This is a genomic window from Nocardioides sp. S5-5, assembly GCF_054954065.1.
Genome location: NZ_CP199913.1, coordinates 3963013 through 3984439, shown reverse-complemented (window position 1 = coordinate 3984439; position 21427 = coordinate 3963013). Strand labels below are relative to the sequence as shown.

The 21427-nt window shown below is 70.1% G+C and carries 22 protein-coding genes; 15 read left to right on the top strand and 7 right to left on the bottom strand.

The window, feature by feature from the left end; genetic code table 11:
- Window positions 1-17: 17 nt before the first annotated feature.
- Both ACUP6Y_RS19300 and ACUP6Y_RS19295 read right to left on the bottom strand, forming a co-directional pair.
- Complete coding sequence (locus ACUP6Y_RS19300) at window positions 18-980, bottom strand: acyl-CoA dehydrogenase family protein (RefSeq protein ID WP_462552482.1); 963 nt, start codon at window positions 978-980, stop codon at window positions 18-20.
- Entirely contained in the window at window positions 970-2130 is a 1161-nt protein-coding gene (locus ACUP6Y_RS19295; protein ID WP_462552481.1) for an acyl-CoA dehydrogenase family protein, read from the bottom strand. The genes ACUP6Y_RS19300 and ACUP6Y_RS19295 overlap by 11 nt, the downstream gene beginning before the upstream one ends.
- Window positions 2131-2345: 215 nt before the next feature.
- On the opposite strand from ACUP6Y_RS19295, the gene ACUP6Y_RS19290 reads away from it, so the two are divergent.
- Window positions 2346-3467: a sugar ABC transporter substrate-binding protein gene (locus tag ACUP6Y_RS19290; RefSeq protein WP_462552480.1), complete on the top strand. Its 1122-nt coding sequence runs from the start codon at window positions 2346-2348 to the stop codon at window positions 3465-3467.
- Between the two features lie 82 nt (window positions 3468-3549).
- Here ACUP6Y_RS19290 and ACUP6Y_RS19285 read toward each other — a convergent pair whose 3' ends face one another.
- The gene (locus ACUP6Y_RS19285; RefSeq protein WP_462552479.1) at window positions 3550-3972 is read right to left on the bottom strand and encodes a nuclear transport factor 2 family protein; all 423 of its coding nucleotides are present in this window, start codon (window positions 3970-3972) and stop codon (window positions 3550-3552) included.
- A gap of 84 nt (window positions 3973-4056) precedes the next feature.
- Here ACUP6Y_RS19285 and ACUP6Y_RS19280 point away from each other — a divergent pair, with 84 nt between their 5' ends.
- From ACUP6Y_RS19280 to ACUP6Y_RS19245, 8 genes are read left to right on the top strand one after another with little or no spacing between them, the layout of a single operon-like run.
- Entirely contained in the window at window positions 4057-4479 is a 423-nt protein-coding gene (locus ACUP6Y_RS19280) for a nuclear transport factor 2 family protein (RefSeq protein WP_462552478.1), read from the top strand.
- Window positions 4472-5611 carry a CaiB/BaiF CoA transferase family protein gene (locus ACUP6Y_RS19275; RefSeq protein ID WP_462552477.1) on the top strand — a complete coding sequence of 380 codons (1140 nt, stop codon included), beginning with the start codon at window positions 4472-4474 and terminating at the stop codon, window positions 5609-5611. The genes ACUP6Y_RS19280 and ACUP6Y_RS19275 overlap by 8 nt, the downstream gene beginning before the upstream one ends.
- Before the next feature lie 58 nt (window positions 5612-5669).
- Window positions 5670-7199 carry a sugar ABC transporter ATP-binding protein gene (locus tag ACUP6Y_RS19270; RefSeq protein WP_462552476.1) on the top strand — a complete coding sequence of 510 codons (1530 nt, stop codon included), beginning with the start codon at window positions 5670-5672 and terminating at the stop codon, window positions 7197-7199.
- Window positions 7200-7236: 37 nt separating this feature from the next.
- Window positions 7237-8310 (top strand): ABC transporter permease, encoded by a 1074-nt coding sequence (locus ACUP6Y_RS19265; protein WP_462552475.1) that lies wholly within the window; start codon window positions 7237-7239, stop codon window positions 8308-8310.
- Window positions 8291-9046, top strand: a complete 756-nt coding sequence (locus ACUP6Y_RS19260; RefSeq protein ID WP_462552474.1) for an SDR family NAD(P)-dependent oxidoreductase — start codon at window positions 8291-8293, stop codon at window positions 9044-9046. Before ACUP6Y_RS19265 ends, ACUP6Y_RS19260 begins: the two co-directional genes overlap by 20 nt.
- Before the next feature lie 10 nt (window positions 9047-9056).
- On the top strand, window positions 9057-10358 hold the full coding sequence (locus tag ACUP6Y_RS19255) for an acyl-CoA dehydrogenase family protein (RefSeq protein ID WP_462552473.1): 1302 nt from the start codon (window positions 9057-9059) through the stop codon (window positions 10356-10358).
- Complete coding sequence (locus ACUP6Y_RS19250) at window positions 10355-11149, top strand: SDR family oxidoreductase (RefSeq protein ID WP_462552472.1); 795 nt, start codon at window positions 10355-10357, stop codon at window positions 11147-11149. The genes ACUP6Y_RS19255 and ACUP6Y_RS19250 overlap by 4 nt, the downstream gene beginning before the upstream one ends.
- Complete coding sequence (locus tag ACUP6Y_RS19245; RefSeq protein WP_462552471.1) at window positions 11146-12135, top strand: phosphotransferase family protein; 990 nt, start codon at window positions 11146-11148, stop codon at window positions 12133-12135. Before ACUP6Y_RS19250 ends, ACUP6Y_RS19245 begins: the two co-directional genes overlap by 4 nt.
- 74 nt (window positions 12136-12209) lie before the next feature.
- On the opposite strand, the gene ACUP6Y_RS19240 is transcribed toward ACUP6Y_RS19245, so the two are convergent.
- Window positions 12210-12605, bottom strand: a complete 396-nt coding sequence (locus tag ACUP6Y_RS19240) for a Zn-ribbon domain-containing OB-fold protein (RefSeq protein WP_462552470.1) — start codon at window positions 12603-12605, stop codon at window positions 12210-12212.
- A complete protein-coding gene (locus ACUP6Y_RS19235) occupies window positions 12602-13735 on the bottom strand; it encodes a thiolase family protein (RefSeq protein WP_462552468.1) in 1134 nt (377 codons plus the stop codon). The genes ACUP6Y_RS19240 and ACUP6Y_RS19235 overlap by 4 nt, the downstream gene beginning before the upstream one ends.
- A gap of 44 nt (window positions 13736-13779) precedes the next feature.
- Here ACUP6Y_RS19235 and ACUP6Y_RS19230 point away from each other — a divergent pair, with 44 nt between their 5' ends.
- From ACUP6Y_RS19230 to ACUP6Y_RS19205, 6 genes are all read left to right on the top strand, one after another.
- Entirely contained in the window at window positions 13780-14274 is a 495-nt protein-coding gene (locus ACUP6Y_RS19230; RefSeq protein WP_462552467.1) for a carboxymuconolactone decarboxylase family protein, read from the top strand.
- A 65-nt stretch (window positions 14275-14339) separates the two neighbouring features.
- Entirely contained in the window at window positions 14340-15503 is a 1164-nt protein-coding gene (locus ACUP6Y_RS19225; RefSeq protein WP_462556770.1) for an amidohydrolase family protein, read from the top strand.
- Window positions 15500-16411, top strand: coding sequence for an amidohydrolase family protein (locus ACUP6Y_RS19220; protein ID WP_462552465.1), 912 nt, complete (start codon window positions 15500-15502; stop codon window positions 16409-16411). Before ACUP6Y_RS19225 ends, ACUP6Y_RS19220 begins: the two co-directional genes overlap by 4 nt.
- Window positions 16408-17313, top strand: a complete 906-nt coding sequence (locus tag ACUP6Y_RS19215) for an amidohydrolase family protein (RefSeq protein ID WP_462552464.1) — start codon at window positions 16408-16410, stop codon at window positions 17311-17313. Before ACUP6Y_RS19220 ends, ACUP6Y_RS19215 begins: the two co-directional genes overlap by 4 nt.
- Window positions 17310-18110: an enoyl-CoA hydratase/isomerase family protein gene (locus tag ACUP6Y_RS19210; RefSeq protein ID WP_462552463.1), complete on the top strand. Its 801-nt coding sequence runs from the start codon at window positions 17310-17312 to the stop codon at window positions 18108-18110. The genes ACUP6Y_RS19215 and ACUP6Y_RS19210 overlap by 4 nt, the downstream gene beginning before the upstream one ends.
- On the top strand, window positions 18107-19285 hold the full coding sequence (locus ACUP6Y_RS19205) for an acyl-CoA dehydrogenase family protein (protein ID WP_462552462.1): 1179 nt from the start codon (window positions 18107-18109) through the stop codon (window positions 19283-19285). Before ACUP6Y_RS19210 ends, ACUP6Y_RS19205 begins: the two co-directional genes overlap by 4 nt.
- Window positions 19286-19328: 43 nt before the next feature.
- Here the strand turns inward: ACUP6Y_RS19205 and ACUP6Y_RS19200 are convergent, their stop codons facing one another.
- Together ACUP6Y_RS19200 and ACUP6Y_RS19195 are read right to left on the bottom strand one after the other, a co-directional pair.
- Window positions 19329-20081: a FadR/GntR family transcriptional regulator gene (locus ACUP6Y_RS19200; RefSeq protein WP_462552461.1), complete on the bottom strand. Its 753-nt coding sequence runs from the start codon at window positions 20079-20081 to the stop codon at window positions 19329-19331.
- 81 nt (window positions 20082-20162) lie between these two features.
- Window positions 20163-21320, bottom strand: a complete 1158-nt coding sequence (locus ACUP6Y_RS19195) for an acyl-CoA dehydrogenase family protein (RefSeq protein WP_462552460.1) — start codon at window positions 21318-21320, stop codon at window positions 20163-20165.
- Window positions 21321-21427: the final 107 nt, after the last annotated feature.

Sequence of the window (21427 nt, the reverse complement as noted above, 5' to 3'; positions counted from 1 at the left end):
CAGGGTCGGGGTGGAGGTCACAGCGGCACCGCGGCGAGCGGCGCGTCGCGCCGGCGCACGAGCTCATCGCCGACGAGTGCGGCGATCGATGCGGGGGCGCCGAGCAGCAGGTCGAGGGCGTGCCGGCGTCGTACGGCGTGATGGAGGGCGTGCTCCCAGGTGAAGCCGATCGCGCCGTAGATCTGCTGGGCGTGGGTGAGGCTCTCGTGCCCTGCCCTACCGGCCTCGTGGTGGGCGACGGCAGCCGACAGCGGCGCCGGATCACGCCAGGCGACGTCCAGGGCTGCTCGTGCCGCACAGACCTGGACGTGGATGTCGGCCAGCCGGTGTTGGACCGTCTGCCAGGTCCCGAGCGGACGGCCGAACTGGGAGCGGGTCAGCGTATAGGCCTGCAGGTCCGTGGCCACCTGCTCGGCGAGCCCGACCAGTTGATGGGCGACCGCTCGACGCAGCAGGTCACGGGTGGTGGACCAGCGGGTGTCTGTCAGGTCCAGCCGATCGCGGGCGACGGTGCCCCGGACCCGGCTGACCCGCAGTCCGGGATCGAGGCCGGCGATGCGCGTGCGCTCGACGGCGTCGGCCGGGATCCGGGTCACGACGTGGGTGACCGGTCTCTGGCCCGACGCAGTGGTGTCGGCGGCGCCGACGAGCAGCGTGGCGGGCGCTTCCTCGCCGAGCACGAGCCCGTCGACCGTGAGCGACTCGTCATCGAGGGACGCCGGCGGATCGTCGAGAGCGGGACGGCGGTGCGGGAACACCGGTCGACAGTCCGGCGCGCCCGCGAGCAGATCGAAGACGGGTGCGGACGAGTGCCTCCGCCCGGCCTCCTCGAAGACGCAGGCGACCATGAAACCCGGGTCCTCGTCGTATGCCTCCGACCAGCCGTCGTCGAGCAGCGCGTCCACGAGCCGTTCGGGCTCGACGCGATCGAAGGCGGCGTGGACCGTCGCGATCACGGACTCCTTCAGCTCATCGTCCATGGCGCTGCTCCCGGGGAAGGCGGAGCAGGCGCTCCGCGACGATACCGCGCTGGATCTCGACCGCGCCGCCGAAGATCGAGGTGGCCCGGCTGTAGAACCAGCCGTCACGCAACCGGCCGCTGCGGTCGTCGTCGCCGAGGACGAAGTCCGCCAGGTCGAGTAGCCGAAGTGCGTCGTAGGTCTGCTGCTCGGCGCGGGAGAGCAGGATCTTGTCGACCGAGGCCTCCGGGCCGAGCGTCTCCCGGAGCGCAAGGCGGGTCACGGTGGCCGCCGAACGCGACCGCAGCGCTGTCAGCGTGGCATAGGCACTGCCGATGGCGGCCGACGTGGGGGGCTCGACGGACCCGACGTGGGCCAGGGCCTCGCGGAGCACACGGTGCAGCTCGGCCTGCCGCCCCCACGCGTACATGCCGCGCTCGTACTGCAGCAGGAACATCGCGATCGCCCAGCCGGCGCCGAGCTCGCCGACGAGGCCTGAGGCGGGCACGGCCACGTCCTCGAAGGACATCTCGGCGAACTCGTTGCGGCCGTTGGCCGCTGCGATCGGACGCACCTCGACGCCGGGTGCGCAGAGGTCCACCCACAGCATCGAGAGCGAGGTCTGCGCGGGGCCGTCCGGGTCGGTCCGGCACAGCACCAGCGCCCACTGCGCGCAGTGGCCGAGGGTGGTCCAGATCTTGGCACCGGTGAGCCGGAAGCCGTCATCGGAGACGTGCGCCCGGGTCCGGACGGCGGCCAGGTCGCTGCCGGCGTCGGGTTCGGAGAAGCCCTGACCCCACAGCTCCTCGCCGCGCAGGTACGCCGGCAGGTGGCGTGCCGCGAGATCGGGGGCGTAGCGGACGAGCACCGGTGCGAGCGTCTCGAGCAGGACGAAGGCCTCGGGCAGCGCGACGCCTGCCCGGGCCAGCTCGTCGTAGAGGACGGCGCGGCAGCGCTCGTCGCCGCCGAGACCGCCGGCCTGTTCCGGCCATCCGCGGCGGTTCAGCCCGGCGTCGTGGAGCAGCCGCAGAAGGCAGCGGTCGCGCTCGACCTCGTCCTCGAGCCTCGCGTGAGGGCGCGCTCGGTAGGGCGCCAGCTCAGCCCCGGAGACATCGATCCATTGCCGCACCGTCTGCGCGGTGAGGCGGGAGGATGCGCTCGTGATAGTCATGCGCCGCCCTTTGACTCATTGCGAATCATTCGCAGAGATTAACACGAGCCGAAGCGCCTGGGAAGCGGCCGTCGGCGGGCGAAGCGAATGTTGTACGTGACCCTTGACACAGTCCCGGCGATTCATGATTATGATTCGACCGAACTGGCGTTCCAGTGTCCAGAACACACACGGCACGCCGGCATCCCGAGGCGCCGGCGAGACAGGAAGAGTCGATGAAGCAACGACACGCAACGGCCACGATCGGGGCCCTGATGGCCCTGGCCCTGACCGTGACGGCATGCAGCGAGGAGTCGTCGAGCGGAGGCGGCGAGGTGAACGCCGATCAGGTCGCGGCGGCCAAGGAGCGCGCCGACGCCCGGCTCGCCGAGCCGACCGAGCTGGTCGAGAACGACCCTCTCAGCAAGAAGCCGGAGGAGGGCAAGTCAATCGCGTGGCTGCAGTGCTCGCAGTCGTCGTGCGCCGTCATCGGTGACGGTATCGCCGAGGCCGGCAAGCTCCTGGGGTGGACCGTCAACCGGTTCGACTTCCTCAACACCGACCCGGAGTCGGTCATCACGGTGATGGATCAGGCGATCGAGACGAACCCCGACGCCATCGCGATCAGCGGCGTGCCGTCCGAGCGCTACGAGCCGGCGCTCAAGCACGCCCAGGAGAAGGGGATCCCGGTCATCGAGGGTGCCGTCGTCGATGAGGTCGGCGGCGTCGACGGCAACGGGATCATTGGTCTGGTCGGGGGCAAGAGTGCCTACAAGGCGGGGGCCGAAGCCGTGTCCGACTGGATCATCGCCGACTCGGGTGGCGATGCGAACATCCTCGTTGTGACGGCCGACGACTTCCCCATCATCAAGTTCGAGTCCGACACCGTCGAGAAGCACGTGGCGGCGGAGTGCGACGGCTGCACCGTGACCCGGCTCAACCAGGCGGTCACCGACATCGCCACGAACACGCCGAACAACGTGGTGAGTGCCCTGCAGCAGGATCCGGACATCGACTACGTCTACTTCGGGTTCGGTGACCTGAGCCGCGGCGTGGCGCCGGCCGTCAGCGGCGCCGGTCTCGACGTCAAGATCGTCGGCCTGGCGCCGGTGAACGAGAATTTCCAGCGCCTCATCGATGGCGAGGAGGCGGCCTGGGCCAGTTGGGCCACCTCGCTCATCGGTTGGGGAATGATGGACGGTCTGGCCCGGTACTTCAACGGCGACTCGCTGGAGCCCGCGAACGACAAGGAGCTGACCTTCCGGATGTACAGCTCCGACAGCCCGCCGCCCAACGAGAACCCGGTCTTCCCGGCCAACTATCAGGACCTCTACGCCGACATGTGGCAGCTGAACTGAGCCGGATCGTGTGGTGAGCGAGCCCTCTGGGGACGACGACTCGGGATCGTCGTCCCCAGAGGCTCGCCCCGGTGGTCGGGCCTCAGGGCGTCGGCAGGGGGCCTGCGGCGGCGGAGATCGCCGCGGTGTCGTAGTAGTACGGCCGGATCTCGGTGATCAGACCCTCGGCGAGAGTGCATACCTCGGCAAGGCGCCACTCGACCTCGGTGCCCGTCGCCTTTCCTACAGCGCGGCCGAGCGTCAGCACGACGACCTTGTCGCCGGAGGCGACGAACTCGAAGGTCTTGCCGGGCAGGAAGCTCCACAGCCCCTTCATGATGGCGGCCAGGTCCTGGAAGCCCTCATGGCCGCGGTAGATGCCTGCGTAGGGCAGCGAGGCCGCCTCGATGACCTGGACCTCGGGCGAGAGGAAGCCGAGTACGGTCTCCAGTCCGCCGGCCGGGTCCCAGCTCTGCTGCATCGACGCCTCCCAGGCCTCGACTACCCGCACGTTCTCGTTCGTCACCGGATCTCCTCCTCACGGGGAGCCTTGTGACTCCCGCTATTCATATGAAAGATAAGCAGAAATAACGATGAAGGGACAAGAGCGATGAGTGACCAGGCCGTACGGACCGTCGAGGCCTTCGAGAAAGCAGCCCTCTACGACCGCGACTTCGAGCGCGCCATGCAGTACGCCCACCCCGACCTCACGGTGCGCGAGGCGCCGAGCCTGCCCTATCGCGGCACGTACGTCGGGCTGGAAGGCCAGCGTCAGCTGCTCGCCGATGTCGACCGGATCTTTGCCTTCGACGGCGGTGCGCCGCACGTGGAGTTCCGCGGCGTGGGCGATGACCTCGTCCTGGGTCGGGTGACTGGCAAGGCCACGCTGAAGGCGACCGGCACGGAGATCGACTTCCTCGTGATCGAGCTGTTCACCCTCCGCGACGGCAAGCTCGCCGACATCGAGGTCTTCTACTGGGACCAGGCGGCGATCCTCGAGGCCGGGGCCGTCGAGGCCGCCCGCCATGGGTGAGCCCGTGCCGGACGCCGTGCCCGATCCCGGGTCGGACCCGGCTGCTCCGCTCCGGGGTGTGCGAGTGCTCGACCTGACCCGCCTCTTCCCGTTCTCCTATGCGACGCAGTTCCTCGTCGACCTCGGCGCCGAGGTGATCAAGGTGGAGCAGCCCGGCGGCGAGGTGGGCCGGGCGTACGCCGGACCGTTCGCCGCGACCAACCGCGGCAAGTCCAGTGTCGTGCTCGACCTGCGCTCCGCCGCCGGGCGGGAACGGCTGCTCGATCTCGTCGCGACCGCGGACGTCCTCGTCGAGAGCTTCCGTCCGACGTACCTGGCGTCGTTGGGGTTGGGCTACGCGTCGCTGCGGGAGCGGCGTCCCGGCCTGGTGATGTGCTCCGTGAGCGGCTACGCCGCCGACTCCCCGGCCGGGGCCTCGCCGGGGCACGATCTCAACTACCTCCTGCTCGCCGGCGCGGGCATCCCCGCGCCGGGTCGCGAGCCGGTCGTGCCGACGCTCCCCGTGGTGGACGTGGCGGTCGCGGCCCACCTGTGCTCGGCGCTGACCGCCGCGCTGTTCCGGGTGGCGCGCGGTGGCGCGGGTTGCCATGTCGAGATCGCGATGGCCGACCTCGCGCTGTCGCTCAACACCTCGAACCTGGCGATGGCGGCGCAGGATCCCGCGGGCCACCTGACGCCCTTCCCCGAGCTCGTGCTGGGTGAGCTGCCCTGCTACCGGTTGTGGCGCACCTCCGATGACCGATGGGTCGCGCTGTGCAACCTCGAGCCGAAGTTCTGGGATGCCTTCCTCGCCGTCCTGGGGCGGGAGGACCTGCGGGGGGCGCAGTTCGCGACCGGGGGCGAGGGTCGGCGGGCGATCGCGGAGCTGGAGCCGCTGCTCGCGGCCCGCACTTCCGACGAGTGGGCCGAGGTCTTCGCGGGACGGGAGGTGTGCTTCTCCCGCGTGCTCGCCGCCGGTGAGGCGGCGCGCGCGCCGGAATACGCCGCCCGCGGCCTGGTCCGCCATCTCGACGACGTGCCGGAGGTGCTCTATCCCGCTCTCTTCGACGGCGTGCGACCGGTCCGGCCGGTGTGCCTGCCGGTGCCGGGTCAGTATGACCGGGACCAGGCCCTGGTCGCAGGAAGGCATTGACAGTGCCCGCGTCTTTTGAAACTATCGTCATAGTTATCACAAACTCTCAGGAGTATGCATGAGCAGCGGCGCTCAGCTCAGCACTCGCCATGTCTCGAAGACCTTCCCCGGGACCCGGGCACTGGTGGACGTCGACCTCGACGTCGCGCCCGGGGAGGTCCACGCCCTGGTCGGGGCGAACGGGTCCGGGAAGTCCACGCTGGTCAAGATCCTCGCCGGCATCTACACCCCCGATGTCGGCGCCGAGGCCGAGGTGCGGGGTGAGGCCTTCGACCTCGGCAGCCCGGCGGCCTCTCGGGCGGCAGGACTGCGGTTCGTCCACCAGGACACCGGGATGATCCCGACCCTCGACACCGCCGACAACCTGGCGTTGGGTCACGGGTTCGCCCAGGGGCGTGGCGGCCGGATCCACTGGCGTGAGCAGCGGGCCCGTGCTCGTCGCGCCCTCAACGCGCTCGGCTACGACTTCGACGTCACCAAGCCGGTCGGCGAGCTGACGCCGGCGCAGCGCACGGGGATCGCGATCGCCCGCAGCCTCCAGGGCTGGGAGGAGTCGGCCAATGTGCTGGTCCTCGACGAGCCGACGGCGTCGCTGCCCGCCCCGGAGGCGGAGCGGCTCTTCGATGTCGTACGACGGGTGCGGGCGCTCGGGGTGTCGGTCATCTACATCTCCCACCACCTCGACGAGGTGTTCTCGGTCGCCGACCGGGTCACCGTCCTGCGCGACGGACACCGGGTCGCCACCCGCGAGGTCGCCACCCTCACCCAGCCCGAGCTGGTCGAGCTCATGGTGGGCGACGTGCTCGCCTCGACCCGCTCGGACGTGCCCGCCCACGGCGACCGTCCGGTCCTCGTCGGCCGCGGCCTCGGCGGTGAGCGGCTGCACCACCTGGACCTCGCCGTCCACCCCGGAGAGATCGTCGGGATCGCCGGGATCACCGGCTCCGGGCGCGACGAGGTCGCGCCGATGCTCTTCGGCGCCTCCGCCCGGCGCGGCGAGGTGACGATCGACGGCGAGAAGCTGCAGGACCTGCGCCCGGACCTGTCGATCCGGCAGGGCATGGGCCATGTCCCGGCCAACCGCCACGAGCACGGTGTCGTGCTGTCCATGTCGGTCCTGGAGAACCTGACCCTCGCCGACCTGGGGCCGTACTGGAAGCGGCTGATCTTCCGCAAGCGCGACGAGCGCAGCGACACCTATGCGTGGCTCGACAAGATGACGGTGCATCCGCGGCGCCACGACCCGCTGATCTCGACGCTCTCGGGCGGCAACCAGCAGAAGGTCGTGATCGGCAAGTGGTTGCGGCTCGCGCCCGTCGTCCTGGTGCTCGACGAGCCGACCCAGGGCGTCGACATCGGATCGAAGGCCGAGATCCACGGGCTGCTCGACAAGGCGGCCGCGGAGGGCATGGCGGTGCTCGTGTGCTCCAGCGACGAGGACGAGCTCGAGCGGCTGTGCCACCGCGTCATCGTGCTCAGCCAGGGCGTGGTGGCGGCGGAGCTGGTCGGCGAGGACATCAACCGGGGGCGGATCGTGCATCACTGCCTCACCGGCCCCGGCGAGGACAAGGCAGTGGAGCTCGCATGAGCCCGACATCGACCCGAGAACGAGCGGAGTGAACAGCATGCAGACCGACCAGCTGACCGTCAGCCCCGAGCGGCTCAGCCGCCGGCGGGACGACGAACCGGTGCCGCGGACGATGGTCGAGAGGCTCCAGATCGACCGCTTCAGCGGCGTCTATGCCTTCTTGACGATCATCGTCGTCTTCTCGATCCTCCGACCGGAGTCCTTCGCCTCCACCACGAACCTGCGGATCATCGCCGCGGAGGCGGCCATCACGGCCCTGGTGACGTTGGGGCTGACGGTGGCGCTGGCGACCGACGCCTTCGACATCTCCGTCGGTGCCACGATGACCTGGGCCATCGTCTTCGTCGCCTGGTTGCAGTCGGCGCACGGCGTCAGTCCGGCGCTCGCGATCATGCTGACGGTGTTGTCCGGGGTGGTGATCGGACTGATCAACGCGTTCATCGTCGTACGGCTGCATGTGTCGCCGATCATCGCCACGATGGGGACGAGCGCCGTAGTCACGGCACTTGCGTTCTGGCGGGCCGACGGCCGCTCCATCGTCACGGGTATCCCAGAGGGCTTCAAGAACTTCGGCCGGGCCGACGTCTTCGGCGTACCCGTGCTCGTCATCTACCTCGTCGTCATCGCCGCCGCGCTCTGGTACGTCATGGAGCACACGCCGCTCGGCCGGTTCATGTACGCCACGGGCGGCAACGAGTCGGCGGCGCTGCTCGCCGGCATCCGGGTCGGCCAGATGCAGACGGTCGCCTTCGTGATCTCTGGCTCCATCGCGGCGTTCGCAGGTGTCCTGCTGACCGCCAAGGTCGGCAGCTCCGGGATCAACACCGGTGCGCCGTACCTGCTGCCGGCCTTCGCCGGCGCCTTCCTCGGCTCCACGCAGATCATGCGCGGGCGGTTCAACATCCTCGGGTCGCTGCTCGCGGTCTACCTGCTCGCCACCGGGGTCAAGGGCCTCCAGCTCATCTGGCCCTCGGCCGCCTGGTTGAAGGACTTCTTCACCGGGTTCGCCCTCATCATCGCCGTGTCCATCGCGGCCCGCGCCGCCACCGGCGGCTCCCGACGGGCCCGCCGCAAGAAAGCAGGAGAAGACAATGCTGTTCAGTCTGGATGACAAGCGGGTCCTGATCACCGGAGGTGCCTCCGGCATCGGCCGGGGCATCGCGGAGCTGTTCGTCGCCTCCGGAGCCCAGGTCGCCGTGGCCGACGTCGACGTCGACCGTGGCGAGGCCACCGCCGAGCAGCTCGGCGACGGCAAGGCGACCTTCGTCCGGATGGACCTCACCGACGCGGTCTCGGTCACGCAGGGCGTGGCCGCTGCCGAGGCGGCGATCGGTCCGCTCGACGTGCTGGTCAACTGCGCGGGCGCCGACGTCATCAAGCCGTTCCGCGACACCGACGAGCAGCTGTGGGAGTGGCTGGTCCAGCTCAACCTCTTCGGGGTGTTGCGCACCTGCCAGGCGGTGCTGCCCGGGATGACCGAGCGGCGCAGCGGGCGGATCATCAACATCTCCTCCGACGCGGCTCGCGTCGGCTCCAGCGGCGAGGCCGTCTACTCCGCCTGCAAGGGCGGGGTGGTCTCCTTCACCAAGAGCCTGGCCCGCGAGGTCGCCCGCAAGGGGATCACGGTCAACGCCGTGTGCCCCGGCCCGACCGATACGCCGGCCACCCAGAAGACGCTCGCCGAGGGCGGCGACGGCATCATCACCGCGCTGACCAGGGCGATCCCGCTCGGACGCCTCGCAGAGCCGGCCGACATCGCCGGTGCCGTGGTCTTCCTGGCCGGCCCGCAGTCCTCATTCATCACCGGCCAGACGCTGTCCGTCAGCGGTGGCCTGTCCATGGTCTAGGAGTCGAACCATGTCGTGGGGTTTTGAGACCGACGAGGAGTTCCAGCGCGAGCTGGACTGGGCGCGCACGTTCGTCCGTGAGGAGGTGTATCCCCTCGAGACCCTCCAGGTCGACTGGGACATTCTCAGCGCGATGATCGCGCCGCTCAAGCAGCGGGTGAAGGAGCGCGGACTGTGGGCCGCGTTCCTGGACCCCGAGCTCGGCGGCAAGGGTTGGGGACAGCTCAAGATGGCGTTGTTGAGCGAGATCCTCGGCGAGGCGGTGTGGGCGCCGACGGTGTTCGGCTCCCGCGCGCCGGACAGCGGCAACGCGGAGCTGTTGGCCGTCGCCGGTTCCGAGGAGCTCAAGCAGCGTTATCTCGAGCCGCTGCTCGAGGGCGACATCCGCAGCTGCTTCTCGATGACCGAGCCACAGGCAGGTGCGGACCCGACGCAGATCACCACCACCGCGGTGCGCGACGGCGACGAGTGGGTCATCGACGGGCACAAGTGGTTCTCGTCGAACGCGACGGGATCGGCCTTCCTGCTGGTCCTGTGCATCACCGACCCGGAGGCGAAGCCGACGCAGCGCTACTCGGTGATCCTCGTCCCGACCGACACGCCGGGCGTCGACATCGTGCGCGACATCCCCGCCCTCGATGACGTGAACCGTCACTTCGACCAGGCCCAGCCCGACAACCACGCCGAGATCCGCTACCGCGGCGTGCGCGTGCCGGCCTCCTACGTGCTGGGCGCACCGGGTGAGGGCTGGGCGCTGGCCCAGCGTCGTCTCGGGCCGGGCCGGATCCACCACGCGATGCGGTGGCTCGGGCAGTGCAACCGCGCCTTCGACATGATGTGCGAGCGCGCGGTCTCCCGCGAGGTCTTCGGTCAGCGGCTGGCCGACAAGCAGCTGGTCCAGGACTGGATCGCGGAGTCCGCCGCCGAGATCGAGGCGGCGCGGTTGATGACCCTCAAGACCGCGTGGCTCATCGACACCCACGGGCTCGACGCGGCTCGCAAGGAGATCTCGCTGATCAAGTTCTGGGGTGCGCGGGTCCTGCACAACGTCATCGACCGTGCCATCCAGGCGCACGGGTCGCTGGGCTACTCCGGCGATCTCCCGCTCGAGTGGATGTACCGCCTGGCCCGGGCCGCCCGGATCTACGACGGCCCCGACGAGGTCCACAAGAGCGTGGTCACCAAGCAGATCCTGGCCGGTTACACCGCCAGGTCCGTGCCGTCGGAGCACGTGCCGACCCGGCGGGCAGCGGCGGAGGAGAAGTACGCCGAGTGGCTGGCGCCCCAGCCGGTCGGCGCGGGTGCCCGGTGACCGCTGGAGGGCGGTTCGCCGGAGAGGTCGCGATCGTCACCGGCTCCTCGCGCGGCATCGGACGGGCGACTGCCGAGCGCCTGCTCGCGGAGGGTGGCCGGGTGGTGCTCAACGGCCGCGACGCCGACCAGCTCGCCCGCACCCGTGCCGAGCTGGGGGAGGAGGTGACGGTCGCCGTCGCCGGCTCCTTGAGTGAGGAGACGCTGCCGGAGCGCCTGGTCGCCGCCGCGCTCGACACCTTCGGCCGGCTGGACGTGATCGTCAACAACGCCGCCACCAGCGCCCATTACGGCCCGCTGCTGGCGGCCGAGCGTCGGCCTTTCGAGAAGACGATGCTGGCCAACACCTGGCCGGCGCTCGCACTCGTGCGCGCGGCCGTCGACCGGGGCTTCGGTCCTGGCGCGGTGGTCAACGTGTCGACGACCGGCGCCCAGCGTGTGCACCCGGTGACCGGGCCGTACACGGCGAGCAAGGCCGCGCTCGAGATGCTCACCCAGGTCCTCGCGCGTGAGCTCGGGCCCTCCGGTGTGCGGGTCAATGCCGTCGCTCCGGGCCTGGTGAAGACCGACCTCGCCGAGGTGCTGTGGGCCGGAGACCGGGAGGCGGCCGAGTCCGAGCTGGTCCCGCTGCAGCGGCTCGGGGCGCCGGGCGACATCGCCTCCGCGATCTGCTACCTCGCCTCCGGTGACGCAGCGTGGATCACCGGGGCGATCGTGCCGGTGGACGGCGGTCGGCGCCTGGTCGGCGGCGAGCCACGGGACCTGATCGGCTCCTACGAGGTGCGCGGATGAACGCGGACGACGACCTCGTCGTCCGCGCGATCGCAGCGGCCCGGGCGGAGGGGGCGGGCGTCGACCTGCACGACGTCCGCCCGCTGACCGGCGGCCACTCGGGCGTGACCCTGGCCGCGGACCTGGTTCGCGCGGACGACTCGCGGCTGCCCGTCGTGATCAAGGCCGCACCGCCCGGCCGCGCCGGCGTGGGCCGCCACGACGTGCTGCGCCAGGCCCGCCTGTTCCGGGCGCTCGCGACCTTCGGCGACGTCCGGGTTCCTCACGTTCACTTCAGCGACGCCGCCGACCCGCCGTTCTTCGCGATGGACCTGGCCGCGGGCGAGGCGCTCGAGCCTGTCCTGGAGCCGCAGGGCGCCCTCAGCCCGGACCTGGTCCGGGCCCGCGCGCTGGCGTCGGCGGACATGCTCGCTGCGCTGCACGCCGGCGATCCCCAGGCGGCGGGTCTGGGTGCCGCCGTCCCGGTCGCCGACGAGCTCGAGCGCTGGGCGAAGGTGATGGCGGCCGTGGACCCGGACCTGGTGCCCGGCCACGAGGAGTTGCTGGCGCGTCTTCGATCCGGAGTGCCGGCGCCGGTGCGCGCCGCGGTCGTCCACGGCGACTACCGCCTCGGCAACCTGCTCTTCGACGGGGCCGAGCTGACCGCCGTCATCGACTGGGAGATCTGGACGGTGACCGACCCGCGTCTGGATCTGGGGTGGTATCTCGCGCACTTCGACGTCTCGGAGTATCCCGGGATCGCCCCGTCGAGCGTCCCCGGGTTGCCCAGCCGGGCCGAGGTGCTCGCCCGCTACGAGGCCGCGTCGGGCAGTGCGGTCGCCGACGAGCCCTGGTTCGACGCGTTCGGGCGCTTCAAGCTCGCGGCGATCATGGGCCACAACCTGCGCAGACACCGCGAGGGGCGCCACCAGGACCCGTTCCAGGAGCGGCTGCCGCCCACGATCGCGCTGCAGGTCGAGCGGGGCCTGAAGGTCCTCGTCGGCTGACGGTCGGCGGCGGCCCGCCGACAGGTGCCGATCACGTGCCGAGCCCCGGATACCGGGGCTCGGCACGCTGCGTCTCACGCCGGCGCGAAGGCGTAGGTCAGGGCACCGTCCACCTCGTGCGCCACGACCTGGACCGACGTCCCCGTGGGTGCGTCGGTCAGGTCCTCGACGAGGAGCAGCCCCATGACGGAGATGCCGCCCTCGAAGGCGGCCACGCCGACGTGGTACGGCGTCGCGACCATCGCGCCCGGGGGCGGATGCAGTACGGACGTCGACCGGGTCAGGGCCGCCGAGGACGGCAGGGCGTGCGGAGCCACAGCCCCCTCGCAGGCCGGGCACTCCGCCCGCGCCGGGAAGTCGACGCGCGCGCAGGGCGCGCACCGGGTGGCGGCCAGGAGCAGGGCCGCGCCGGCTCTCGGCTCGTCGCCGGGTGCGATCAGCTCGGGTGCGTGGAAGGTCGTGGCGCTCATGCCGTCACCACCGCGACCGAGGCGTTGTGCCCGGCTCCCATCACGTGACCGATCCCGACCCGGGCGCCCTCGACCTGGCGCGGTCCGGATCGCCCGCGCAGCTGCTGGACCAGCTCGTGGATCTGCCCCATGCCGGACGCGCCGAGCGGCTCGCCCTTCGAGAGCAGTCCGCCGGACGGGTTGACCGGGATCCGCCCGCCGATCGTGGTGGCACCCGACCGGAGCAGCGCCGCCTCCTCGCCGGGTGCGCACAGCCCGAGGTCGCGGTAGGCGACCAGCTCGGAGCCGGCGTCGGTGTCCTGGCACTCGACGAGGTCGAGGTCCTCGGGACCGATGCCCGCCTCCTCGTACGCCGCGGCGGCGGCCCGGGCGGTCAGGCTGGTAGTGGTGGTGCTCATCGACACTGCGGGCACGAACCAGTCGTCGGGGCCGCGGGAGACGAGGCTGACCGCGCGCAGGCGGACGCCGTCGTCGGTCCCGCGACGTCGCGCCTCGTCGCGGTGCATCAGTACGGCGGCCGCCGCGCCCTCGTTCGGGGCGCACAGCATGAGCAGCGACAGCGGGGGGCAGACCTGCCGGCTGGTCAGCACCTCCTCCCGGGTGACCTCGCTGCGGTACATCGCGTCCGGGTTGTGGACGGCGTGACGATGGTTCTTCACGCTGACGTCGGCGAGGTCCTCGACCGTCGCGTCGGTGTCCGCCAGCAGCTCCTCTGCCTGGAGCGCGAAGTAGACGGGATTGACGCCGAGTCCGGTGCGGATCTGCCAGTCGGTGAAGCCGGCGCCGGCCACGAAGCCGCGGGGCGCCTTCTCCACGCCGACGCAGAGCACGATGCGTGCCTGCCCACCCTCGATGAGGCTCGCGCCCAGGCGCAGCGCCGAGGCGCTCGACGCACAGGCGGCCTCGACGTTGATGACCGGGATCCCCGGTCGGCCCAGCAGTTCCATCACGTTCTGGCCCTTGGCCATCTCGGCGCCCACGTTCGCGACGAGCACCGTGTCCAGGTCGCGCGGGCTCAGTGCGGCATCGGCCAGGGCCTCGCGGCCGGCATGGGCACCGAGCACCCGGTAGCCGGCGTCGAACCGGCCGAACGGATGGATGCCCACCCCGGCGATCACGACATTTTCCATCGCGTCCTCCTCTTTCTGGTGATCATTAGCATAGATTAGATCTCATGAACGAGAACGAGCAACGAGCGGCCGAGGCCGCAGCGGCCTGGGTAGGGGTGGGCGACGTCCGCGGCGGCGCCACGGGGGCGGCGCGCCGCGAGCGCGCCCAGGGGGTCCACGCCGAGGCCCTGCAGGCGCGGCTGGCCTCCCTCGACCGCGGCATGGCGACCTGGGCGGACGAGCACATCTTCGGCGCCGTGTGGGGGCGTCCGGGACTCTCGCACGACGAGCGGATGCTGGTCGCGATCTCAGCCCTGGTCGCCGGTGGCCACGTGAACCTGCTGCGCAACTACCTCCATGGCGCCCTCCAGGCTGGGATCCCGCCGATCAAGCTTCATGAGTCGATCGTGATGCTGCACGTCTACGCCGGCTTCCCGCCTGCGGTGCTGGCCCTGTGGGAGTGGCGGCAGGTGCTGGCCAAGGCGGTCGAGGACGGTCACGTCGCGGCGGACGCCGCGGCGGAGGTGGATCGAGCGGGATCTCTTGACCAAAATCTCTGACTACGATTACGATCAATGCACCAAGGCCTAGAGCCCTCGGATCGAAAGGACACTCGAAGGTGAACATGATCATCGACACCGACAGCCACGTGTCGGAGCCGCCGGACCTGTGGACCTCCCGCCTCTCGTCGCAGAAGTACGGTGACCAGATCCCGCGGGTCGTGCGTGACGAGCGGAACAACATTGACCGCTGGTTGATCGGTGGCAAGCTGCTCACCGGGGTGTCGGGCTGGGCGATGGCCGAGTGGCCGGACTTCCCGCCGTCGTTCCCGCCGACCGTCGACGAGGCACATCCGGGTGCCTTCGATCCCGTGGCCCGCATCCCGTGGCTGGACGAGGCCGGCGTGACCGCGCAGGTCCTCTACCCTAACCTGCTGGCGTTCTTCTCCTACGCCTTCCGGGCGATCGAGGACAAGCAGCTGCAGATCGAGTGCGTCCAGGCCTACAACGACTTCCTGAGCGACTTCTCGGCCGCGGCGCCCGGCCGCTACATCCCGCTGACGGCGCTGCCGTTCTGGGACATCGAGGCGTCGGTGGAGGAGATCCACCGCTGCGACGCCAACGGCCACAAGGGCATCGTGATGATGAGCAAGCCTTACAAGGTCGGTCTCCCGGTCCTGCGCGACGACCACTGGCGCCCGGTCTTCGAGGCCGCCGTCGACCTCAAGTCGTCGATCAACTTCCACGTCGGCTTCCAGGAGATGGACGAGGCCGACATCCGCCGGACCATCGGCATGTCGACCTACCGCTCCGACTACGCGAAGAACAGCTCGCTGGCGCTGATGGGCAACGCGGAGGCGATCGCCGACGTGATCATGTCGGGCATCTGCGAGCGCTACCCGTCGCTGAAGTTCGTCTCCGTCGAGAGCGGCTTCGGCTGGCTGCCGTACTTCGTGGAGTCGATGGACTGGCAGTGGTACAACTCCGGCGCCGCCAAGGAGCTGCCGGAGCGCCTGCTGCCCAGTGAGTACTTCCGGCGTCAGATCCTCGGCACCTTCTGGTTCGAGAACGAGTCGGTGCGCCGTCTGGCGGACCTCTACCCGGACAACCTCATGTTCGAGACCGACTTCCCGCACCCGACCAGCCTGTCGCCGGGACCGGCCTCCAGCGCGAAGAACCCCAAGGAGATGATCGAGGACGCCCTCGGTGGCCTCTCCGAGGAGATCCGCGCGAAGATCCTCTACAAGACGGCGGCCGAGCTCTACCGCTACGAGCCGGTGACCGCATGATCAAGCCGATCGACATCATGAACTACGCGCCGCTGGTGGCGCCGGGCCTCTCCGGCCCGGAGTTCCAGTACCGCGAGTTCCAGATCATGGTCACCACGACGTTCCGCGGCCTGGTCAAGGACGGCAAGATCACCACGATGTGGGGCCGCGAGATCCCCGCCGACGGCAAGGTCGACATCGACCCGACCCTCAAGGTCGACGAGGCGGTGGCGCGGCTCGACAAGGCGGGCTACGACCTGTCCACGCTGGTGTGCCTCAAGATGTGGTCGCACGACATCCACCACCAGCTGATCATGGATCAGCCGGAGGAGGTCGTCGCCGAGGCGCTCGCCGCGCCCGGCGGCGACCGGTTCATTGGCGGCGTCGGCTACAACCCGTTCCGGATCATCGAGAGCGTCGAGCGGGTGGAGAGGTTCGTGCGCGAGCACGGCTTCAAGTACGTCTACTTCCATCCGATGACCTTCGGGATCGCGCCCAACGACCGCCGCTGCTACCCGCTGTACGCCAAGTGCGTCGAGCTGGGCATCCCGGTCGGCTTCCAGGTGGGTCACTCCGCCGAGGTGCTGCCGACCGACGTCGGCCGCCCGATGCTCGCCGACGACGTCGCCCGCGACTTCCCCGACCTGCGGATCAACCTCTCGCACACGGGGTGGCCGTGGACCGGGGAGTTCCTGTCCATGCTGTGGCGCCACCCCAACGTGTACGGCGACATCTCGGCGTACTACGCCAGCAGCCTCGACCGCGAGCTGGTGGAGTTCATGGACGGTCCGGGCCGGCACAAGATCCTGTTCGGCAGCAACGGGCTGCCCCTGGAGCGCGCGATGGAGGAGGTCCTCAACCTGCCGATCAAGGACAAGACCAAGGAGCGGGTCCTGCGCGAGAACGCCGTGGAGTTCCTGCGGCTGTGAAGACCCTTCCTCAGGACGCCCCGGGCGAGATCATCGATCCGTTCGTGGTACTCAACCTCCCCGATCGGCCGCAGGTCCCGATGGCCCGCGAGGCGCTCCGCGACCCGGACAGCCTCGCGTCGTGGCCGGCGAGCGACATCGTCGGCCATCTGTTCAAGAAGGACGACGCGACCCGGGCCCGCTACGCGAGCTCGGCGACCGTCGGCGGGATCGTGGCGGAGCTCGACGCCAGCGGGATCGGCCGGGCCGGCATCCCGCTGGCGTCGGACATGCCGGACGAGATCTTCGACGAGGTCGAGTCCCACGGTGGCCGGCTCTTCGTCACCCTGCGCGCCAACCCGCACGACGGCGTCCGCGCGGTGAAGCGGATCGTGGAGCTGACCGAGCGCTACTCCTGCATCCGCAGCGTGTCGCTCACACCGTTCCAGATCTACCCGTTCATCGCGCCGAGCTCGCGGGAGTACTACCCGATCTACGCCCGCTGCGCGGAGCTGGGTCTCGCGGTGTTCATCAACGTCGGCTTCCCCGGACCGCGCGTGCCGGCGAGCTATCAGGACCCGATGCACCTCGACGAGGTCTGCTGGTTCTTCCCCGAGCTCACCGTGGTGATGCGCCACGGCGGGCTTCCGTGGATCGACGCCTGCGTCCAGATGCTGCTGCGCTGGCCCAACCTGTACTACGCCACGACGGCGGTCGCGCCACGCTACTGGCCGGCCGAGATCGTCCAGCTGATCCGCAAGCGCGCGCCCGACAAGGTGATGTTCGCCGGCTACTGGCCGCTGCTGTCCTACGACCGGATCTTCGCGGAGCTCTCCGCACTGGACTTCGACGATGCCGTCCTGCCGGCGCTGCTCGCCGGCAACGCTGTTCGTGCCTTCGGCCTGGAAGGGGCTCACGTATGACGTCCTTCGCACCCCCTGCGGGACTGCGGTACCTCCGCGTCGAGCGCCGCAACGAGCACATCACCGACGTGGTGATGGACCGCTCGCCCGGCAATGCCCTCGATGAGACGCTGATCCGTGAGCTCGGCGAGGTCGCCGACTTCGTCTCCGGTCCGGGTCGCTCGCGGGTCGTGGTGCTGAGCAGCGCGCAGTCGGCATTCATGGTCGGCGCCGACCTCAACATGATGAACGGCGGCTGGGACAAGGTCCAGGAGCTGATCCGGACCTTCCAGGCAGCCGTCACGAAGTGGGAGCGCATCCCCAGCCCCACCATCGCGGTGCTCTCCGGACACGCGCTGGGGGCAGGCTGCGAGCTGGCACTGGCCTGCGACTTCCGGCTGATGGCCGACGAGAAGGCCCGGATCGGGCTGCCCGAGGTACGACGGGGCCTGCTCGCCGCCGGCGGTGGCACGCAGCGCATGGCCCGGCTGGTCGGCCGTCCCGCCGCCCTCGACCTGTGCCTGCGGGGGCGGATGATCACCGCGTCGGAGGCGCTGTCCGTCGGACTGATCAACGAGGCGTGGCCGTCCGCGGCGCTCGCCCAGCACGCATCGGTCCTGGCCGAGGAGCTGGCGTCGCTGCCCCCGCTGACGACGGCGGCGATCAAGCGCTGCATCGTCGACGGACTCGACACGAGCCTGGAAGCCGGCCTGGCGATCGAGGAGGAGCAGATGGTGGCCGTGGGCCTGACCGACGACGCGCGCGAGGGCGTCGCGTCCTTCCTGGAGAAGCGCGAGCCGCGCTTCACGGGCCGATGACGCTCACGCTGCCGGCTCGCGCGAGCCTGCCCGACGACGAGCGCCAGGCGCTGATCGAGGCGACCCGCAAGCTGGCTCAGGAGAAGATCGCGCCCCGCGCGCTCGAGCTGGCCAACACCCACGACTACCCCGAGTGGCTCTTCGAGCTGCTGCGCGACGCGGGCTACTTCGGGCTGTGGATCGAGCCGGAGTGGGGCGGACTAGGTGTCGACCTGCTGACCGTGGCGTCGGTGATCGAGGAGCTGGCCGTCGTGTCCAACACTGCGGCCTCCATCGTGATCGGGCAGCTGCAGGGCACCTTGCCGATCGTGATCACGGGCAGCGACGAGATCCGGGCCCGCTACGTGCCCGACCTCGTCGCCGGGCGGATCCGGCCGGCGATGGCGCTCACCGAGCCGGACGCCGGCTCCGACGTCGCCGGGATCAAGACGATGGCGCACGCCGACGGCGACACCTTCGTCCTCAACGGCCGCAAGACCTTCATCACGGGCGCCGCCCTGGCCGACGTGATCACCGTCTACGTCAAGCTCGACGCGGGCCGGTCCACGCGCTCGATCCAGGGCTTCGTCGTCCCGGCCGACACGCCGGGACTCTCGATCGGGCGGACCGAGGACAAGATGGGCTCCTCGGCGCTGCCGACGAGCGAGGTCCTGCTCGACGACTGTCGCGTCTCCAGCGACCTTCGGCTGGGGGACGTGGGGACCGGCTTCCGCTCGGCGATGCATGTGCTCGAGCACGTCCGCCCGCTGATCGCTGCGCGGGCCGTGGGACTGGCGCGCGGCGCCCTGGAGGACGCCACGTCGTACGTCTGCGGGCGCGATGCGTTCGGCGCACCGCTGTCGAACCTCCAGGCCCTCCAGTTCAAGATCGCCGACATGGCGATGGGCGTCGAGGCGGCGCGCGGTCTGGTCGAGCGCGCCTGCCGCGCGCTGGACAGCGGAGACGTGGACGCCAACCGCTACTGCGCGATGGCCAAGGCCTTCGCCACCGACAACGCGATGGCCGTCACCGTCGAGGCCGTCCAGCTGCTCGGCGGCTACGGCGTGATGAAGGACTACCCCGTCGAGGCGCGCCTGCGGGAGGCGAAGATCTCCCAGATCGTCGACGGGACCAACGAGATCCAGCGGATGATCATCGGCCGCAGCGTGATCGCCTCGGTCGACGGCAGGAACTGAGGATCGTGTCGTCCGGCGCCGGTGGAGCCGGCGCCGGACGGGATCAGCGCCAGTCGAGCGGCTCGGTGCCGATGCTCGGGTTCAGCTCCTCGAGGCTCTTGATGAGCACCTCGATGTGGCGCCGCGAGAGATGCTCGGCGCGGTCGCCGTCGCCCTCGATGATCGCCTCGGCGATCTTGCGGTGCACGTCGAGCACGCCGTTGCGACCGCCCTCGGGGAAGATCGGGCGGACCCGCGCGGTGTGGATGTCGTTGAGTGAGCCGCCGATCAGGTCCAGCACGGGGTTGCCCGTCATGCCCGCGATCAGGCCGTGGAACTCGCCCGACGCACGGCCCCACAGTGGGCCGGCGTCGTCGAGCAGCTGGCCCGCCTCGTTGAGGTTCGCCTCCAGCCGCTTGCGCATCTCGTCGTCGATCCGCTCGGCTGCGAGCCGGGCCATCACGGGCTCGAGGACCAGCCGCGCCTCCAGGAGGTCGCGGAACGTCGAGCGCTTGGCGTGGAAGAAGAAGGTGGCCGTCCGGCCGAAGTCGTCGCTGCGCACCTCGGCGAGAATCGGTCCACCGCCCGGTCCGGGCTTGACCCGGATCAGGCCGTGGACCTCCAGGATGCGCAGCGCCTCGCGCAGCGAGGCGCGGCCGACGCCGAAGCTCTCGAGCATCTGCGCCTCGGGAGGCAGACGCGTGCCCGGCTTCAGGTCTCGCGCGACGATGTCCTCGAGGATCTGGCGGGCGATGGTCTCCGATACCTTCGCGCCGCGGGTGATGCCGGTGTGGGTGGCGGTGTCGTCTCGTTCCACGACGCACCTCTTTCTTCAGTTTGGTTCAGGGCCTCGCCCCCGATGGCGAGTCGCCTCATTCTGCACCATGATTGTCAGAAATCAGCGATCCATCACTTCGGCACCGATGTACTCGCGTCCGATGATCAGCTTCTGCACCTCGGCGGTGCCGTCGGCGATGAGGAAGGCCATCACGTCGCGCAGCCGGGCCTGGATCGGCATCTCGTCCGACCAGGCGCTGTGACCGTGGATGAGGAGTGCCGACTCGATGGCCCGCTGGGCCACCCGCGGTGCCCACCACTTGACCATCGCGGCCTGCGCGGTGTGCGGCCGACCCATCTGGCGCAGCCAGAGGGTTTGGTAGCAGAGCAGGCGCGCCGCCTCGATGTAGGTGTAGTGCTCGGCGACCTGGAACGAGAGGCCCTGGCGTGCCGCCAGCGGCTTGCCGAAGGTGACCCGCTGCTTGAGGTACTCCGAGGCCTCCTCGAGCGAGGCGAGCGCCGCGCCCAGGCACTGCAGCCCGATCGTGGCGCGGCTGAAGTCGAAGTTCTCCATCACCAGGCCGAAGCCCTTGCCCTCCTCGCCGAGCAGGTGCTCGTCGGGGACGAAGGCGTCCTCCATCGAGATGGTGCCGCGCCCGATCGGGATCAGGCCCATGTCGTGGAAGTCGCCGAGGGTCACGCCGGGCTGGTCGAAGTCGAGGACGAACGCGCTGACGCCCTGAGCCCGCGTCGTACCGGGGGTGCGGGCGAACACGATGCTCGCCTCGGCGTGCTGGACCAGGGTGATCGAGGTCTTCTCCCCGGAGAGCAGCCACCCGCCCTCGGTGCGACGCGCGGTGGTCCGCAACGCCGAGGCGTCGGAGCCCGCACCCTCTTCGGTGAGCGCGAGGGCGACCATCAGGTCACCGGCGATCATCCGAGGCAGGTACTTCTCCTTGACGCTCTGCGTGCCGTGCCGGGCGATGAGGTCGGCGATCAGCCCGACCTGGGTGGGCGCGGACGACATCGTCACGTCGCCGCGGCCCAGCTCCTCGCACGCGATGCCGAGCGCGATGTAGTCGGCGTCCCCGCTCCCGCCGTACTCCGTGGGGAGGCCGATGCCGAGCACGCCCATCTCGCCGAGCGCGCGGTGCTCCTTCCAGGGGTACTCCTCCACCATCGCCCGCTTGTTGTAGCCGGGCAGCAGCCGCTCGCGCGCGAAGCTGCGCATCGCGGTGCGGAAGTCCTCTTGATCCTCGGTGAAGTCGAACGACAGCATCAGGTCTCCTCGATCATCGGTCCGGAACGCCGCCGGACCCGGTACAAAGTGGCCCCGAGGGGGCCGTTCGTGCGAGGAGTCATGGACACCTCGGCTTATTTCCGTAT